This is a genomic window from Bradyrhizobium mercantei, from assembly GCF_001982635.1.
GTDB lineage: Bacteria > Pseudomonadota > Alphaproteobacteria > Rhizobiales > Xanthobacteraceae > Bradyrhizobium > Bradyrhizobium mercantei.
The window spans coordinates 184,234-201,613 of sequence record NZ_MKFI01000008.1 but is presented as its reverse complement, the minus strand read 5'-3'; the positions used below and the strand labels follow the sequence as shown (position 1 = coordinate 201,613).

The window sequence follows — 17,380 nt, the reverse complement described above, 5'->3', positions numbered from 1 at the left end:
TCTCAAAAACCGCAAGAAGGCGGTGCCGGATTTCCGGCATCGCCTTGATTCCATTGGCTGCCGCCGATACGGTCCCGCGCGTTTTCACACCCCCTCGCGAGATCGATTCCAACGATGGACGCCCTGCCTGACCACATGCGCCCGGAACGTTCGTTCCAGGGCTTCATCCTGGCTCTCCAGCGGTTCTGGGCCGAGCAGGGTTGCGTCATCCTGCAGCCCTACGACATGGAAATGGGCGCCGGCACCTTCCATCCCGCGACCACGCTGCGCGCGCTCGGACCAAAGCCCTGGAACGCGGCCTATGTGCAGCCCTCGCGGCGGCCCAAGGACGGCCGCTACGGCGAAAATCCCAACCGGCTGCAGCACTACTACCAGTTCCAGGTGATCATGAAGCCGTCGCCACCGAACCTTCAGGAGCTGTACCTGAAGTCGCTGGCCGCGATCGGCATCGATTCGGCCATCCACGACATCCGCTTCGTCGAGGACGATTGGGAAAGCCCGACGCTCGGCGCCTGGGGGCTCGGGTGGGAATGCTGGTGCGACGGCATGGAGGTGTCGCAGTTCACCTACTTCCAGCAGGTCGCCGGCGTCGAATGCGCGCCGGTCGCGGGCGAACTCACCTACGGGCTCGAGCGGCTCGCGATGTATGTGCAGGGCGTCGACCGCGTCTACGATCTCAACTTCAACGGCCGCGAAGGCGCCGAGAAGGTCACCTATGGCGACGTCTTCCTGCAGGCCGAGCAGGAATATTCCAGGCACAATTTCGAAGTTGCCGACACCGCGATGCTGTTCGAGCAGTTCAAGATGGCGGAAGAGGCCTGCCGCAAATATCTCGCCGCCGGCTGGCGTGACGGCGGCAACAGTAAGGAACATCTGATGGCCTTGCCGGCCTACGACCAGTGCATCAAGGCGAGCCACGTGTTCAATCTGCTCGACGCCCGCGGCGTCATCTCCGTGACGGAGCGGCAGAGCTATATCGGGCGCGTGCGCGATCTGGCGAAGGCCTGCGGCGAGGCATGGATCCACACTGAAACGGGCAGGGCGGTCTGATGCCCGATCTTCTCCTCGAACTGTTCTCCGAAGAAATCCCCGCCCGCATGCAGGCCAAGGCGGCGGACGATCTGCGCCGCATGGTGACCGACAAGCTGGTCGCCGAAGGCCTGGTCTATGAAGGCGCCAAGGCGTTCGCGACCCCGCGCCGCCTTGCGCTGACCGTGCACGGCATTCCGGCGCACCAGCCCGACCTGAAGACCGAACGGCGCGGCCCGAAGATCGGCGCCCCCGACGCGGCGGTGCAGGGCTTTCTGAAAGCGACCGGCCTCACGTCGCTGGATGAAGCAAAGATCCAGAAGGATGCGAAGGGCGATTTCTACATCGCGCTGATCGAAAAGCCGGGCCGCGCCGCGATCGACGTCATCGCCGAAATCCTGCCGGTCATCATCCGCACCTTCCCTTGGCCGAAATCGATGCGCTGGGGCGCGCGCTCGGCCAAGTCGGGCTCGCTGACCTGGGTGCGGCCGCTGCACGCCATCACCGCGACCTTCGGTCTGGAGACCGAGGAGCCCGATGTCGTGAAATTCTCGGTCGACGGCATCGAGGCCGGGCAGACCACCTACGGCCATCGCTTCATGGCACCTAGCGCAATCTCGGTGCGCCGCTTCGAGGATTACGAGGCCAAGCTGAAGGCCGCGAAGGTGATCCTCGATCCGCAGGCCCGCAAGGACATCATCCTCGAGGACGCCAAGGAGCTGGCGTTCGCGCAAGGCCTCGAGCTGGTCGAGGACCAGGTGCTGGTCGACGAGGTCTCGGGCCTCGTCGAATGGCCTGTGGTGATGATGGGATCGTTCGAGAAGGAATTTTTGTCGATCCCGGACGAGGTGATCCGCGCCACCATCCGCAACAACCAGAAGTGCTTCGTGGTCAGGGACCCCAAGACGGGGAAATTGACCAACAAGTTCGTGCTGACAGCCAATATCGAGGCGCCCGACGGCGGCAAGACCATCGTCGCCGGCAATGAGCGCGTGATCCGCCCGCGGCTGTCGGACGCAAAATTCTTCTACGAGACGGACCTGAAGACCAGGCTCGAGGACCGGCTGCCGAAGTTCGAGCAGATCGTGTTCCACGAGAAGCTCGGCACCCAGGCAGAGCGGATCAAGCGGATCGAGCGTCTCGCCGCCGAGATCGCACCGCTGGTCGGTGCCGACGTCGAGAAGACCAAGCGCGCCGCGCGTCTGGCGAAAGCGGATTTGCTGACCGAAGTGGTCGGCGAATTCCCCGAGCTACAGGGCCTGATGGGCAAGTACTACGCGCTGGCACAGGGCGAGGATGCTTCGGTCGCCGCTGCGAGCGAGGAGCATTGGAAACCGCAGGGTCCGACCGATCGCGTGCCGACTGACCCGGTGAGCGTTGCGGTGGCGCTCGCGGACAAGCTCGACACGCTGGCGGGCTTCTGGGCGATCGACGAGAAGCCGACGGGATCGAAGGACCCGTACGCGCTGCGCCGTGCGGCGCTCGGCGCGATCAGGCTGATTGTCGAGAATACGTTGCGCTTGCCGATCCTGAAGGCCGCCAAATCCGCGTTGCTCGGACTGTCGGTCAAGGCCGATGCCGAAACGCTGCCGAACGATCTGCTCGCCTTCTTCGCCGACCGCCTCAAGGTCCAGCTGCGCGACCAGGGCGCGCGTCACGATCTCGTCGATGCCGTGTTCTCGCTCGGCGGCCAGGATGATCTGCTGCTCGTGGTTCGTCGCGTCGAGGCGCTCGGCAAATTCCTCGACAGCGACGACGGCAAGAACCTGCTCGCGGGCACCAAGCGCGCCAGCAACATCCTCGCGATCGAGGAGAAGAAGGACAAGCGGACCTTCGATGGCGCCCCCGACGCCGCGCTCTACAGGCTCGACGAAGAGAAGGCGCTGGCGGCGGCGATCGACCAGGTGAAGGCAGAGGCCTCGGCTGCGGTCGCCAAGGAAGACTTCGCCGCCGCGATGAGTGCGATGGCCAAGCTGCGTCCGGCGGTCGATGCGTTCTTCGACAAGGTCAAGGTCAATGACGATGACCCGAAGGTGCGCGAAAATCGCCTGAAGCTGCTCAACGAGATCCGCGCCGCGACCCGTGCGGTTGCGGATTTCTCCAGGATCGAAGGCTGATCGATGGACCGCGCAACGCTCGCCGCTTACGACAAGGAAGCGGCGGCGTTTGCGCAGGACTGGCACGACCAGCCGGCCCCCGTCGATCTGCAGGAGATCGTCGGGCAATTCTTCATCAAGGGCGGGGCGACCGCCGATATCGGCTGCGGCAGCGGCCGCGAGGTCGCCTGGCTGAACGCCGATGGTTTTCCGGCCGAAGGTTATGACGCCTCAGAGGGCCTGCTTAACGAGGCCCGCGCCCGCTATCCGGCGCTGCGCTTCGCGCGCGCCGAGCTGCCCGAACTCCCGGACATCGCGGCCAACAGCTTCGACAATTTGCTGTGCGAAACCGTGATCATGCATCTCGATCATGCGCTGATCGCGCCGTCGGTCCGCCGCATGTTCGAGCTCGTGAAGCCGGGCGGCATCTTCTATCTGAGCTGGCGCGTCACCAGGGGCGACGACGCGCGCGATACGCACGGTCGGCTCTATGCCGCCTTCGATACCGCGCTGGTGCGGACCGAACTGGCCGCGGCCGAATTGCTGCTCGACGAGGAGGTCGTCAGTGCGTCGTCCGGCAAGGTCATTCACCGTATTGTGGCGCGGAAGTGCGGCTGATCGGGCCTTTCGGAAATATTTGGACACAATTTGCGATTTGTTAACCATGCCCTGCGAAGGTCCTGCCGGATCAACGATTTCTTAAGAAATCGCCCTTTGCGCCAATGCAGGGACCTCCCCGTTGACCTCGATCGGCACCACGCCCAATCCCTACGCCCAATATGGTTCGGCCTATGCGCGGGCCGCCGCGACGCCCTCCCTGGCGGCGACCTTGTCGGGCGACGGCACGGCTGGTGACCTCTCGGCGTCCTCGACGTCTACGGCTGCAACCAATCTCACGCTGTCGGATGCCGCGCGGGCGCAGCTCGCCAAGGCGCCGCTGCCGGATTTCGCTGCTGTCACCAGTGACGCGCGCACGACGCTTGACCGGCTCTACACCGTGGCAGGCGTCAAGGCGCCGATCGTCGACGGCAAGACCACGATCGATCTCTCGACGCTGGACCGCCGCTCGCTGTTTGCGATCTCGACCAACAATGGCGGCAAGTTCACGCCGGACGAGCAGGCGGTTGCCGCCACCGAGCTGAAGCAGCGCTTCGACAAGGCGTTGGCGCCGTCGCTTGCGACCACGCGGCTGACCGGTGACTACAGCGTCAGCTACAAGGCGGCGCTCGACTATCTCGATGGCGCGAGCGACGAGGAGAAGGCAACCGCGACCTGGGCCAGCCAGCGCGCCGCGGTATCGAAGGGCTATCAGGCGACGCAGCAGGATCCGAACACGGCGCCGACGGGTATTTCCGGCGATCCGATCGCGGCGGCGCTGGCGGGAGCCACGACGCCCACGAATGGAAGCACGCGCGACTTCTCTAGCGTGGCGAGCGACGTGCGCGCCTTCCTCGATCGGCAGAAGAGCGAGGCGGCGAAGAGCGGCAAGGAACTGGTCTATGATGCCAGGCGCAAGACCGGGCAGCTCGCCGATTTGTCCTCGCTGGACAACCGCTCGCTGTCGGCAATCTCGCTGAACCAGGACAAGAAGTTTTCAGGTGAGGAGATCTTCGCGGCCAAGCAGGAACTCAACACGCGGACGCGGCTTGCCGTGCTCGACGCGCTGAAGCAGAGCCAGTCTGCCGGCGATCCGCGCCAGTTCTCACTCGGCATCCTCAAGCAATATTCATCGATGAGCGCGGAGGAGCGCCAGGCGGCCAACTGGACGCAGGATTTCCAGGACGCCGCGATCAAGAGCTACAAGTCGACCTCGACGCTGCTCTCGATCCTGAAATCGTAAGCCGGCGCCAGACCAGAGGAAGATGAGTTTGGATCGAATCGGTTCGACCACTCACTTGCTTCACCTCTCCCCATCGGGGAGAGGTCGATTTGCGAAGCAAATCGGGTGAGGGGCCGCAACTCCGACGAGGGACCGGAACCCCTCACCCGGCGCTACGCGCCGACCTCTCCCAAGGGAGAGGTGAACCTCCGCTGTCGATCCAGCTCAACCATCACGTTGCCAGAATTCATCGCATCACAACAGAAAAGCCCCGCCTGGAGGGGAGGCCGGGCGGGGCTTTCTGGTCCGGTCGATCTTCGCGCACATCCGCTTGCACGGCGCCCGGACTGTTCGTTCAGGCCATCGCGCTGACGTTGCTCTAATCGACCACCTGAACGATCCGTCGCGAACGCGGCTCGACCAGAACGGTCTCGCCATTCACGACGGTGTAACGATAGGGCGTCGCGCCGAACCGCTGCGGCACGTCGTATGTGGTCACGCCGGCGTCCGGCAGTATGGTGCCGACCACGACGCGATCCGGAACGGTGTAGTTCGGCACGCGCTCGCGCACGATGTATTCGCGGAACGCCGGGCGCTGCTCGACCGCAATGCCCTCGTCATCATCGACTGCCACCGGCGGGCCACCGCGGACAACGCCAACGGTCTGGGCCTGTGCGGCAACAGCCGGCACCGTGATCGCAGCAGCAATGGCTGCAACGGCAAGTATTCTGTTTCGCATGGCTCGCTCCATTCTTTATGGCGCGCGCCGGCCTTCGCCGATGCGCACGTCGGGCCAATGCATCGGCTGCGGTGATGTTCCGGAAAAACCGCCGCCACATACGCGGCAATTTGGAGCAATTTTCATGAGTCGCGGGAACTCTCGGGCCGTGCAGGCGTCTTGATGTGGGAACCTCCTCAGCGGATAAACTGCCGCTCGATTCGCACCTCCAAAAACTCCCGGAGAACACTTCAATGACCATCACCGCTGGGCATCTGCCTGCCATCGTCGCATTGGTCGCAGGCGTCCTGATCCTGATCATGCCGCGGCTCCTCAACTACATCGTCGCGATCTACCTGATCTTCGTCGGGCTCGTGGGGATGGGTCTGCTGCGCTGGCTGCACCTGTAGCGGGAAAGCGGGGTTTCGCGGCTTGCGCGGAACCCCCCAAAATGGTGTAAGGCGCGCATCTTCGACCCCTCCTTCCGGATTGTTGTCTGACATGGCCAAAGCCGTCGCGAAGTCCAAGAAACCTGCTGCGAAAACTGCCGAGAAAACAGCAGCGAAATCAAAGCCCTCCGCCGCAGCCCGCAAGGCCGTTCCGGCGCGCAAGGCGCTGAAGAAGAGCGCCCCGAAGGCGGCGCCGAAAGCTGCCCCCAAATCGTCGGCAAAGCCGGCCGCAAAGCCCGCCAGCAAGGCGCCGGCGAAGGCCGTAGCGAAAAAGGCGGCCCCGGCTGCGATCAAGGCCGGCAAGTGGGTCTATACGTTCGGCGACGGCAAGGCCGAGGGCCAGGCGACCCTGCGCAATCTGCTCGGCGGCAAGGGCGCCAACCTCGCGGAAATGGCCAATCTCGGCCTGCCGGTGCCTCCCGGCTTCACGATTCCGACCTCGGTCTGCACCTATTTCTACGAGCACGACAAGACGTATCCGAAGGAATTGAAAGCACAGGTTGAGAAGGCGCTCGACTATGTCGGCAAGCTGACCGGCAAGACCTTCGGCGACGCCAAGAACCCGCTGCTGGTCTCGGTGCGCTCGGGCGCGCGCGCCTCGATGCCGGGCATGATGGACACCGTGCTCAATCTCGGCCTCAACGACCGCACGGTCGAGGCACTCGCCGAGCTCTCCGGAGATCGTCGCTTCGCCTATGACAGCTATCGCCGTTTCATCACGATGTATTCGGACGTGGTGCTGGGTTTCGAGCATCATCACTTCGAGGACATCCTCGACACCTTCAAGGACGGCCAGGGCTACTCGCTCGACACCGACCTCACCGGCGACGACTGGGTCGAGCTGGTCGGCAAGTACAAGGAAGCGGTCGCCAAGGAGACCGGCCACGACTTCCCGCAGGATCCGCACGACCAGCTGTGGGGCGCGATCGGTGCGGTGTTCTCATCCTGGATGAACGCGCGCGCGGTGACCTATCGTAAGCTGCACGACATTCCGGAATCCTGGGGCACCGCCGTCAACGTCCAGGCGATGGTGTTCGGCAACATGGGCGAGACCTCGGCGACCGGCGTCGCGTTCACCCGCAACCCCTCGACCGGCGAGAGCAAGCTGTACGGCGAGTTCCTGATCAACGCGCAGGGCGAGGACGTCGTCGCCGGCATCCGTACGCCGCAGGACATCACCGAGGAAGCGCGCCAGGAGTCCGGTTCCGACAAGCTGTCGATGGAAGCCGCGATGCCGGCCGCGTTCAAGGAGCTGACGCGGATCTACACGCTGCTCGAGAAGCACTACCGCGACATGCAGGACATGGAGTTCACGGTCGAGCAGGGCAAGCTGTGGATGCTGCAGACCCGCGGCGGCAAGCGTACCGCGAAGGCGGCGCTGCGTATCGCGGTCGAGCTCGCCAATGAGGGCCTGATCTCGCGCAAGGACGCGGTGACGCGGATCGATCCGGCGTCGCTGGACCAGCTGCTGCATCCGACCATCGATCCGGCCGCCAAGCGCGACGTGATCGCGACCGGCCTGCCGGCATCGCCCGGCGCGGCCTCGGGCGAGATCGTGTTCTCGTCGGACGAAGCCGCCAAGCTGCAGGCCGACGGACGTAAGGTCATTCTGGTCCGCATCGAGACCAGCCCGGAAGACATCCACGGCATGCATGCCGCCGAAGGCATTCTCACCACCCGCGGCGGCATGACCTCGCACGCGGCGGTGGTCGCGCGCGGCATGGGCAAGCCCTGCGTCTCCGGCTGCGGCACCATCCGCGTCGACTACGGCCGCGGCACCATGAGCGTCGGTTCGCGCACCTACAAGACCGGCGACGTCATCACCATCGACGGCTCGGTCGGCCAGGTGCTGGCCGGCCGCATGCCGATGATCGAGCCGGAACTGTCCGGCGAGTTCGGCACGCTGATGGGCTGGGCCGACGAGGTCCGCAAGCTCGGCGTCCGCGTCAACGGCGATACGCCCGATGACGCGCGCACTGCGGTGAAGTTCGGCGCCGAGGGCATCGGCCTCTGCCGCACCGAGCACATGTTCTTCGAGGAGACCCGCATCCGCACCGTGCGCGAGATGATCCTCTCCGAGGACGAGCAGTCGCGCCGCGCCGCGCTGTCGAAGCTGCTGCCGATGCAGCGCGCCGACTTCGTCGAGCTGTTCGAGATCATGAAGGGCCTGCCCGTCACGATCCGCTTGCTCGATCCGCCGCTGCACGAGTTCCTGCCGCACACCCAGGCCGAGATCGAGGAAGTGGCGCGCGCCATGAACACCGATCCGCGCAAGCTCGCCGACCGCGCCCGCGAACTGTCCGAGTTCAATCCGATGCTCGGCTTCCGCGGCTGCCGTCTCGCGATCGCCTATCCGGAGATCGCCGAGATGCAGGCGCGCGCGATCTTCGAGGCGGCCGTCGAAGCCGGCAAGCGTACCGGCAAGCCGGTCGGTCTCGAAGTGATGGTGCCGCTGATCGCGACCAAGGCCGAGTTCGATCTGGTCAAGGCGCGGATCGACGCGACCGCCGGCGCAGTGATGAAGGAAACCGGCGCCAAGCTGACCTACCAGGTCGGCACCATGATCGAGCTGCCGCGCGCCTGCCTGATGGCCGGCGAGGTGGCGGAGACCGCGGAATTCTTCTCCTTCGGCACCAACGACCTGACGCAGACCACCTACGGCATCAGCCGCGACGATGCCGCGAGCTTCCTCGGCACCTACGTCGCCAAGGGCATCCTCGAGATCGACCCGTTCATCTCGGTCGATCGCGACGGCGTCGGCGAGCTCGTCAAGATCGGCGTGACGCGCGGCCGCAAGACCCGGCCGAGCCTCAAGGTCGGCATCTGCGGCGAGCACGGCGGCGATCCCGCCTCGGTCGCGTTCTGTCACGAGGTCGGGCTCGACTACGTCTCGTGCTCGCCCTATCGCGTGCCGATCGCGCGTCTCGCCGCCGCGCAGGCCGCGCTCGGCAAGGAGATCGCGAGCCAGGCGTAAGCAATCGCGCAGTACAGAATGTGCAATGGCCGGGACCAAGTCCCGGCCATTTTTGTTGAGTGCCGTCGGCAGCCGCCGTCATTGCGAGCGAAGCGAAGCAATCCATCTCACGGCATATGCGGAGCGATGGATTGCTTCGTCCCAAGTGCTCCTCGCAATGACGGTTGAGGGACGCGTAACTCTTCGTTCACCATCCTCGTTGACCCCGTGTTTACGGCTTTCATGCGCCGCGCATTTACCAAGGCGCGCGATCTGCCGCGCGAAGACATTGGGATCGCTTGAGTGTAGCGCGCGGGCAACGCCGATTAACTCCGCGGCAACCTAAACAAGTTAGCAACGGGAAAGGTCGAATTGCGCGGATGTACCGCGTTCGATTGCACTCAGTAAGCGTTGCGTGAGCGTACGATGTTTGTGTCGCGTAACCAGCCGAAGGGCGCACGTCTCGCGCTCTTCGGTCTCGGTCTCAGCATCTTCGCCTTGATGCCGACCGAGCTCGGATATCAGGATATTGCTTCGCTCCTGGCCCGGCAGCCCGGCGTCGCCGAGCGCTGGCAGAAGCGCGTGTTCGCATCCGCGGTCGGCTCGATCCAGGTTGCGACCTACAGCTTCGGCCGCCCGATCGGAACCTCCGCACCGCAGGATCCGCAAATCCTGCTCGCAAGGCTCGACAGTTCGAGCGTCGACATCACCGGCACCGTGACGCGCAATCCGATCGCCGCACCGCCGCCGCGTTATGCGGCATCCGATTTTCCCAAGGTCGATCGCACGTTAAAGGGCGATCGCCTCGTCGTCAGGCGCCCCGACCAGGTTGATCCCGCGCAGCCGGCGAACACCGCGCCGGCGAACGAGGATCCCGCGACATCGAATTCGTCGGTCAAGGGCATGAAGACCGCGACGGCGCCGGCCGACAACGCGCCGCTCGATCCCGAATTGCAGGAGGCGCTGCGCGCGCCGCCCTTGCCGCAATATGCCAAGCCGTCGCCGCAGCAATACGACGTGTCGCTGTCGCTCGAGGCCAACCCGCTCGACGACTTGAAGCCCGCGCCCGCGAAGCCTGCGGCTGCGCCGGCCGATGCGGCGCGCGAGCGCGACCCGTTTGCATTCAAGACCGCGAGCCTGTTCTTCGGCTCGTCGCTCGGCACGCCCGAAAATCTCGAGCGCTGGCAGCCCGGCGAGGCGCCGGTCGTCGTGCTGCCGGCGGCAGCACAGCCCGATCCCGACATGAAGGTGATGGCGTCACTGCCGGTCGATGCCGACGGACCGGTCAAGGCCGGCGAGATGGGCGAGAGCATCGCGCCGAAGGGCGAGGTCAACGCCGACGACCAGCACAGCAAGACGCCGGCGGAGCGCCTCGGCCTGTTCGACGAGAAGTCGCGCGCCAAGTCGGAGAAGTGCCTCGCGGAAGCCGTGTATTTCGAAGCGCGCGGCGAAGCGGTGCGCGGCCAGATCGCGGTCGCCCAGGTGGTGCTGAACCGCGCCTTCTCCGGCAAATATCCGGAGACGGTGTGCGGCGTGGTCTACCAGAACAAGAACCGCCATTACGCCTGTCAGTTCACCTTCGCCTGCGACAACATCCCCGACGTCGTCCGCGAGCCCGACATGTGGGACCGCGCCAAGAAGATCGCGAAGGCGATGCTCGACGGCGAATTGTGGCTACCGGAAGTCGATCGCTCGACCCACTACCATGCCTATTGGGTAAGGCCGTCCTGGGTCAGCGAGATGAAGAAGATGTACAAGTTCGGCGTCCACACCTTCTATCGCCCGCGCGCCTGGGGCGACGGCAGCGACGCGCCGAGCTGGGGCAACCCGGCCGAGACCGCCAAGATCTCGGCGCAGCTCGCCGAGGCCGCCCAGAGCTCGGCCGAGCAGGCCAGCGCCAAACGATAGCACCGGCAGCCTCTTATTCCGGAGCCGCCATGCCCCGGAATGACGCCCATCATCCTCTCGGATTCTGCAGGGCAGCCCTGCGGGCGAATAATTTTCTCCGCCGCCTCTTGGGCTCTTCATGCAGATGCATTAATTCCCCGTAATGTTCGGCGGGGCGTGTTCCCCGCGCAGCGGTTGCGGGGGAAGAGACAGATGGCCGTTACGACAGGGGATCTTCGACCGACATCGGGCACCTGGCGCACGCCGCTCGTGATCATCGTCTGCGGCTGCGCGATCGCGCTGCTGAGCTTCGGTCCGCGCTCCAGCCTCGGCTTCTTCGTGCAGCCGATGAGCCATGAATTCGCCTGGGGCCGCAACGTGTTCGGCCTGGCGCTCGCGCTGCAGAACCTGCTGTGGGGTCTCGGCCAGCCGATCGCGGGTGCGATTGCCGACCGCTTCGGGCTGTTGCGCGTGATGGTCGTCGGCGCGCTGCTCTACGCCGCGGGGCTCTTGCTGATGCGCTATTCGACAACGCCGCTGTCGCTCGACATCGGCGCCGGCGTGCTGATCGGCTTCGGCCTGTCGGGCTCCTCGTTCAATCTGGTGCTGTCGGCATTCAGCAAGCTGCTGCCGCCTGGGCAGCGCGGCATTGCGCTCGGCGCCGGCACCGCCGCGGGCTCGTTCGGCCAGTTCTTGTTCGCGCCGTTCGGCGTCGCGATGATCGACAATTTCGGCTGGCAGACCGCGCTCCTGGTGTTCGGCGCGCTGATGCTGTTGATCCTGCCGCTGTCGCTGGCGCTCGCGACGCCGCCGGCGGAGACGAAGGATGCCGCGCCCGCGGACCAGCAATCGTTCAAGACCGCGCTTGCGGAAGCCTTCGGCCATCGCTCCTACGTGCTGCTGGTGCTCGGTTTCTTCACCTGCGGCTTCCAGCTCGCCTTCATCACCGTGCATCTGCCGGCCTATCTCGCCGACCGCGGCATTCCGGCCTCGACCGGCGGCTGGGTGATCGCGGCGATCGGCCTGTTCAACATCATCGGCTCGCTCAGCGTCGGCTGGCTGCAGAACATCTTCCCGAAGCGCTACATCCTCTCGGTGATCTATTTCACCCGCGCGCTGTCGATCATCGCCTTCATCTCGTTCCCGATCACGACCTTCTCGGCGATCGCGTTCGGCGCGATCTCGGGCCTGACCTGGCTCTCCACGGTGCCGCCGACCTCGGCGCTGGTGGCGCTGATGTTCGGCACGCGCTGGTTTGCGACGCTTTATGGCTTCGCCTTCGTCAGCCATCAGGTTGGCGGCTTCCTCGGGGTCTGGCTCGGCGGCATCGTGTTCGAGCAATATGGTTCCTATACGCCGATCTGGTGGCTGTCCGTGCTGTTCGGCGTGCTGTCGGCGCTGATCAACCTGCCGATCGTCGAGAAGCCCGTCGTGCGCCCGGTTGCGCAGCCCGCCTGATGGGTTAAACACTTCCCGAAACCAAAATCACGGGGAGTGCGCATCATGGCGACGTTCAAGGCAATCAGGATCGACAAGGCGGACAAGGGTACCACCGCCGCGCTCACCCAGTTCGACGAAGCCGAGCTGATGGACGGCGACGTCACTGTCCGCGTCGAATGGTCGACGCTGAACTACAAGGACGGCCTGGCGCTGACCGGCAAGGCGCCGGTGGTGCGCCGCTTCCCGATGATCGCCGGCATCGATTTCGCCGGCACCGTCGAGCAATCCAGTCATCCCGGCTGGAAAGCGGGCGACAAGGTCGTCTGCAACGGCTGGGGCATGGGCGAGACCCATCTCGGCGCCTATGCCGAGAAGGCCCGCGTCAAGGGCGACTGGCTGGTGCGGCTGCCCGACGGTATCTCGGCGCGCGACGCGATGGCGGTCGGCACCGCCGGCTATACCGCGATGCTGTCGGTGCTGGCGCTGGAGAAGCACGGTCTCACTCCGAAGAGCGGTCCGATCGTGGTGACCGGCGCCGCCGGCGGCGTCGGCTCGGTCGCGATCGCCGTGCTGTCGAAGCTCGGCTACCACGTCATTGCCTCGACCGGGCGGATGTCGGAGGCCGACTATCTCAAGGGGCTCGGCGCCACCGAGGTGATCGACCGCGCCGAACTGTCAGGTGCCCCCAAGGCGCTTGCGAAGGAGCGCTGGGCCGGCGGCGTCGACAGCGTCGGGTCGACCACGCTCGCCAATCTGCTGTCGATGACCAAGTACGGCGGGGCGATCGCGGCCTGCGGTCTGGCGGCCGGTATGGACCTGCCGTCGTCGGTCGCGCCCTTCATTTTGCGGGGTGTGTGCCTTCTCGGCATCGATTCCGTGATGTGCCCGATCGAGCTTCGAAGGACCGCCTGGCAGCGCCTTGCCAGCGATCTGGATAAGGCAAAACTGGCTGATATCACTCATGAAATCGCCTTGGACGATGTCATGGGTTACGGTGCGAAAATCCTCGGCGGCCAGGTCCGCGGCCGCATCGTGGTAAAAATAGTCTGAGGACGTTCAGACTTTACCAACCAAGCTGCTCCAATGTTGCCACTGTTGGTATGGTAAGCAGCGGGTAAAGAGGCTTGCAGCATGAATCCGGGGGGCCCGGTTTCCTCGCGCAGACGCCGAGAAGCGTTGGTGCGGGGATCATGCTCAACAAGGAGCGGGTGCCCGCGCTCGTAAGTGGAGTAGCTCATGCTTGCGCGTTTGGTGTTGGGGGCCGTCACGGCCGGAGCGATGGTCGTGCCGGCATTCGCAGGCATGATGAACGCAGATGAGGCCCGCAGGTTCGTCGCCGGAAAGGTGTTCGCGTTCACCTGTTTCGATGGCACCCGTGGCGCCGGCCGGATCCTCGACGATCTCGGCGCGGCAGGCTCGGTCCAGTTCTCCGGCTCAGGTCCGATCCGCCACGTGCGTCTGCCGGGCAATACGCTGCAGATCCGTGGTCAGAGCGTTTGCGCCTCGCTGAAGGGGATTCCGTTCGAGCCCTGCTTCAACCTCGAAAAACAGGACGAGCGCTCGTTCCGCGGCTCGGTCTCGGGCATGGGCTTCGCCTATTGCGAGTTTCGTCACCAGGGCGGCCAGCAGATGCTGATGGCGCGCGCGGTGGCACGTCCGCGCTCGCTGCATCCGCGCACGCGATCGGCGGATGCGTCGCAGACCGAAGTGTCGCGCGTTGAGACACCGCAGGTCGGCAGCGCGAAGCTCGAGCCGGTCAAGGCCGAGCCCGCGAAGGTCGAGAGCGCGCCGGAATTGCGCCGCTCCACCGACTAATTTCTCATCTGCGCGCTAACGGGAATACCGGCCAAGCCGTAGTCATACGGATGGCGGTGTCCACGCGTTGATCGCTACTCAATAGCCTAGCGTTTCGCCGAGACGCGAGATGGTGGGGACACCGATTTGAGTAGTGATATGGCGCAATATTTTTTCCGCATCAGCGATGGCGATTACGCCGGTGCATCCGATCACGCGACCGAGTTCGAGAGCCGCGACGTGGCCTGGGCCGAGATGACCAAGGTCTGCGGCAACTTCCTCGGCAGCATTTCGCGCAACATGAAGCAGAACAGCGAATGGCACATGGAGCTGCTCGACGAGGGCAGAAAGCCGGTGTTCAGGATTCGCCTGGTCGCTGAATCCGTCGACTGAGGCCCTCGCTTTCAGGATACGAGCTCTAAGCCTCAGTCTGCGGCACGGGCGGAGCAGCCCGCCTGCGAAACAGGATGCGCTGATACAGCCAGCCGATCGCAACCAGCACGATGCCGAGGCACATGAACGACAGTGCCCGGTAGACACCCGTGAGTGTCGACATATCGACCATGAACGCCTTCAAAATCGTCAAGCCGATCACCGCAGCGGAGGCGAGCCGCGCCCGCTCCGAGTTGACCACGATGCCGATGCCGAGGAGCGCGACGCCGAACATCAGCCACGCGATCGAGTAGGTGTATTGCTCGGCGCCCGTGGTCTCGCCGCGCGTCAGCACCGGTCCATGATAGAGCCTGCGGATTTCGAACGTGACATAGGCGAGCGCAAGCACCAGCGCGCCGGCCGCGATCGTGTTGGCGTAGCTTGCCGGACGATGGCCAGCCACCGCGTAGGACAGCAGCAGCGCCAGCACGGCGGGCAGTGCATAGCCGAGCAGCAGCAGGTTGATGAAGCTGCCGCCGACGTCCTGCCACCACAATATCGGGTTCTCCAGCCCCAGCAGCCCGAATAGGCTGGCAAGTCCGGCGAATGCGGTGAGCAGGACCGCGCCGACATTGTGCACGATGCTGCCGCTGCGCAGCCGCAGCCGCTCCAGTCCGATCGCCATCGCGAGCGTCACGTCGACTTGCAGCGCGACCTCGGTCAGTCCGGCGCTGGCGTAATAGACATCGCCGCTATTGACCGCGTGGCGGATCTCCACGAAGGCGAGCAATACCGTGAACAGGATCGCGGCGGACTCGACCGCGCGCAGCGGCACGTCGTCGCCGTTGCGGCGCAGGAAATGGCCTCCCACCCAGAATGACAGCGCCGGAATGCCATAGCCCCACAGCAGCCAGTTGAAGATCGGTGTGGTGCCGACGGCGTCGCCCGCGATCCGCGGCTCGTAGCCGATGCGCAGCACCACGATGCCGGCGAGGATCGCGGCGAGCCAGCGCAGGAACGGGATCGGCCGCTGCACCGACAGCCATGCCGTGCCCATCGACACCAGCGCCAGCGCGATGGTGAGCCATCCCCTGTCGAGTGCGAAGGTCAACGCAAGCGCCAGCGATGCGAGGGCGCCGGTCGCCGACAATGCAATCGATGGCGACAGTTCCGGCCGCTCGCCGCGCCGGGTCAGCGCTTCGGTCGCTGCCGCATAGGCGGCGGCCAGCAGCACGGCGAGGATCGCGAACGGGATCGAGCGATCGAGATGCGCAATCCGCGCATAGAGCGCGACCAAGAGCGCGACCGGCGTGAACACGGCTGCCGCGGCCCAGGTCACCGTGACCTTGGTCGTGGCAAAACGGAATTGCGCGAGGAAACCGGAGATGCCGAACGCGGCTGCGAACAGCGCCGCGGTGACGAGATGCAGCGACACCGAGCCGTCGGTCGCGGACGGGCCGATGCCTGGGATCGCGCCGCCCGGCAGCACCAGCATGTCGACGTTGCGGCGGACGGCCCATTCGCCGAACACGATGAAAACGAACGCCGACGCGGCGCCGATCACGCCAGTCGCGGCGGGGGCGCGCCAGGCGACGAAAAGGCTGCCTGCCGTCAGCAGCGCGAAGCCGATCATCGCGACGTCGGCATGGGCGCTGTTGAGCACGATCAGCATCGCGCCGAGCAGATAGGCCGCAAGCGAGCCGGAGGAGATCGGCTCGATCTCCTCGCCATCGCCGTCGGGGCCGAACATGAAGCCGCAGACCACGAGCAGCGCCGCCAGCACGAAGCCTGCGATGACGTGGAAGACGTGCGGCGCGATCATCTCCGGGCCGCATTGCAGGCAGGGGAAGGTCCACAGCAGTGCGAAGGCGATCGTCGTGACGGCGAGCCAGCGCCACAGCCGGATGCGGGCGAGGCCGAACGCCGCCGCCGTGACGATGGCGAGGTAGATGTAGAGCGACCAGAAGTCGGGCTTGTCGGAGGAGACCAGGATCGGCGTGACGAAGGCGCCGACGATGCCGAGCCCCGCAAGTGCCGGCCCATGCAGCAACGCGGCCGCGAGCGTGCCGAGCGCGACCATGCCGAGCAGGATGAAGGCGGTTGCCGGCGCGAGGAAGTCGTACAGCGCGTAGGCGGCGTAGACGGTCGCGAACGCCACCGCGGTGCCGGCCGCGGTGAGGATCGCCGGAATATTGGCGATCGGCAGCGCCGCGATATTGGAGATGCTTTCCTGGCGCCGGGTCCATTCGCCGGCGCCGAGCAGTGCCAGCGCGAACAATCCGCCGAGCATCGTGCGCACGCCGGGGCCGAGCAGCCCGGCCTCGATCGAATAGCGCACCATGAAGAAGCCGCCGAGCGCGAGCGTCAGGCCACCGATCCACACCACCCAGCGCGTGCCGAGCGTCTCCTCGAAACCGGGCGCCGGCTGCGGCAGGGCCGGCGGTTCTGGCAGGGGTGGTGGCGCGGCGGCGCTTGCCGCGGCCGCGATGGGCTCCGCCTGCGCCTCCGGCGCGCTGGGAGCGGTCTCCGGGAGTGGAGGCGGTACGATGGGAGGCGCTGTCGGGAGCGTCTGCTCGAATTCCTGGAGCGGCACCAGCGGCGGCGGCATCGCCGTCCGCGCCGCGCTTACGCCTGCGGCCTCGAGTGCATCCAGCCGGCGCTGCAGCAACGAGATCTGGCCCAGCGCTTTGCGCGCGAAGATGATCGCGACAATGGCGATGACGAGCGTCAGGAAATCGAACGGCGAATCGAACATTGGGCCTCCGGCAGGACGCGCCGGACCATCGGCCAGCCGGTGCCCCGTCGCAACCTAGTAGTGCAGTT

General features: G+C 65.6%; 13 protein-coding genes. 11 read left to right on the top strand and 2 right to left on the bottom strand.

The features are described 5' to 3' along the window. Positions 1-114: 114 nt before the first annotated feature. From BI327_RS33795 to BI327_RS33780, 4 genes are all read left to right on the top strand, one after another. Positions 115-1,050 carry a glycine--tRNA ligase subunit alpha gene (locus BI327_RS33795; protein ID WP_076865700.1) on the top strand — a complete coding sequence of 312 codons (936 nt, stop codon included), beginning with the start codon at positions 115-117 and terminating at the stop codon, positions 1,048-1,050. Beyond that, positions 1,050-3,146: a glycine--tRNA ligase subunit beta gene (gene glyS, locus BI327_RS33790; protein WP_076865699.1), complete on the top strand. Its 2,097-nt coding sequence runs from the start codon at positions 1,050-1,052 to the stop codon at positions 3,144-3,146. The genes BI327_RS33795 and glyS overlap by 1 nt, the downstream gene beginning before the upstream one ends. 3 nt (positions 3,147-3,149) lie before the next feature. Then, entirely contained in the window at positions 3,150-3,743 is a 594-nt protein-coding gene (locus BI327_RS33785; protein ID WP_076865698.1) for a class I SAM-dependent methyltransferase, read from the top strand. Positions 3,744-3,864: 121 nt separating this feature from the next. Beyond that, entirely contained in the window at positions 3,865-4,965 is a 1,101-nt protein-coding gene (locus BI327_RS33780; RefSeq protein WP_076865697.1) for a hypothetical protein, read from the top strand. 358 nt (positions 4,966-5,323) lie between these two features. Here the strand turns inward: BI327_RS33780 and BI327_RS33775 are convergent, their stop codons facing one another. Beyond that, positions 5,324-5,683 (bottom strand): DUF1236 domain-containing protein, encoded by a 360-nt coding sequence (locus BI327_RS33775; protein ID WP_076865696.1) that lies wholly within the window; start codon positions 5,681-5,683, stop codon positions 5,324-5,326. A gap of 233 nt (positions 5,684-5,916) precedes the next feature. Between BI327_RS33775 and BI327_RS33770 the strand changes: the two genes are divergently transcribed. The 7 genes from BI327_RS33770 to BI327_RS33740 all read left to right on the top strand — a co-directional run bounded on the left by BI327_RS33770 (position 5,917) and on the right by BI327_RS33740 (position 14,578). Beyond that, positions 5,917-6,072 (top strand): DUF3096 domain-containing protein, encoded by a 156-nt coding sequence (locus BI327_RS33770; RefSeq protein ID WP_076865695.1) that lies wholly within the window; start codon positions 5,917-5,919, stop codon positions 6,070-6,072. A 91-nt stretch (positions 6,073-6,163) separates the two neighbouring features. Beyond that, entirely contained in the window at positions 6,164-9,085 is a 2,922-nt protein-coding gene (gene ppdK, locus BI327_RS33765; RefSeq protein WP_076865694.1) for a pyruvate, phosphate dikinase, read from the top strand. A 405-nt stretch (positions 9,086-9,490) separates the two neighbouring features. Continuing rightward, positions 9,491-10,972, top strand: coding sequence for a cell wall hydrolase (locus tag BI327_RS33760; RefSeq protein WP_076865693.1), 1,482 nt, complete (start codon positions 9,491-9,493; stop codon positions 10,970-10,972). A gap of 192 nt (positions 10,973-11,164) precedes the next feature. Next, entirely contained in the window at positions 11,165-12,409 is a 1,245-nt protein-coding gene (locus BI327_RS33755) for an MFS transporter (RefSeq protein ID WP_076865692.1), read from the top strand. 45 nt (positions 12,410-12,454) lie between these two features. Further along, the gene (gene acuI, locus BI327_RS33750) at positions 12,455-13,441 is read left to right on the top strand and encodes an acrylyl-CoA reductase (NADPH) (protein ID WP_076865691.1); all 987 of its coding nucleotides are present in this window, start codon (positions 12,455-12,457) and stop codon (positions 13,439-13,441) included. A 186-nt stretch (positions 13,442-13,627) separates the two neighbouring features. After that, positions 13,628-14,206, top strand: coding sequence for a hypothetical protein (locus BI327_RS33745; RefSeq protein WP_076865690.1), 579 nt, complete (start codon positions 13,628-13,630; stop codon positions 14,204-14,206). Positions 14,207-14,344: 138 nt separating this feature from the next. Then, on the top strand, positions 14,345-14,578 hold the full coding sequence (locus tag BI327_RS33740; RefSeq protein ID WP_024579958.1) for a DUF6894 family protein: 234 nt from the start codon (positions 14,345-14,347) through the stop codon (positions 14,576-14,578). Between the two features lie 25 nt (positions 14,579-14,603). Here BI327_RS33740 and BI327_RS33735 read toward each other — a convergent pair whose 3' ends face one another. Next, on the bottom strand, positions 14,604-17,312 hold the full coding sequence (locus BI327_RS33735) for a DUF2339 domain-containing protein (protein ID WP_076865689.1): 2,709 nt from the start codon (positions 17,310-17,312) through the stop codon (positions 14,604-14,606). Between the last annotated feature and the right edge of the window lie 68 nt (positions 17,313-17,380).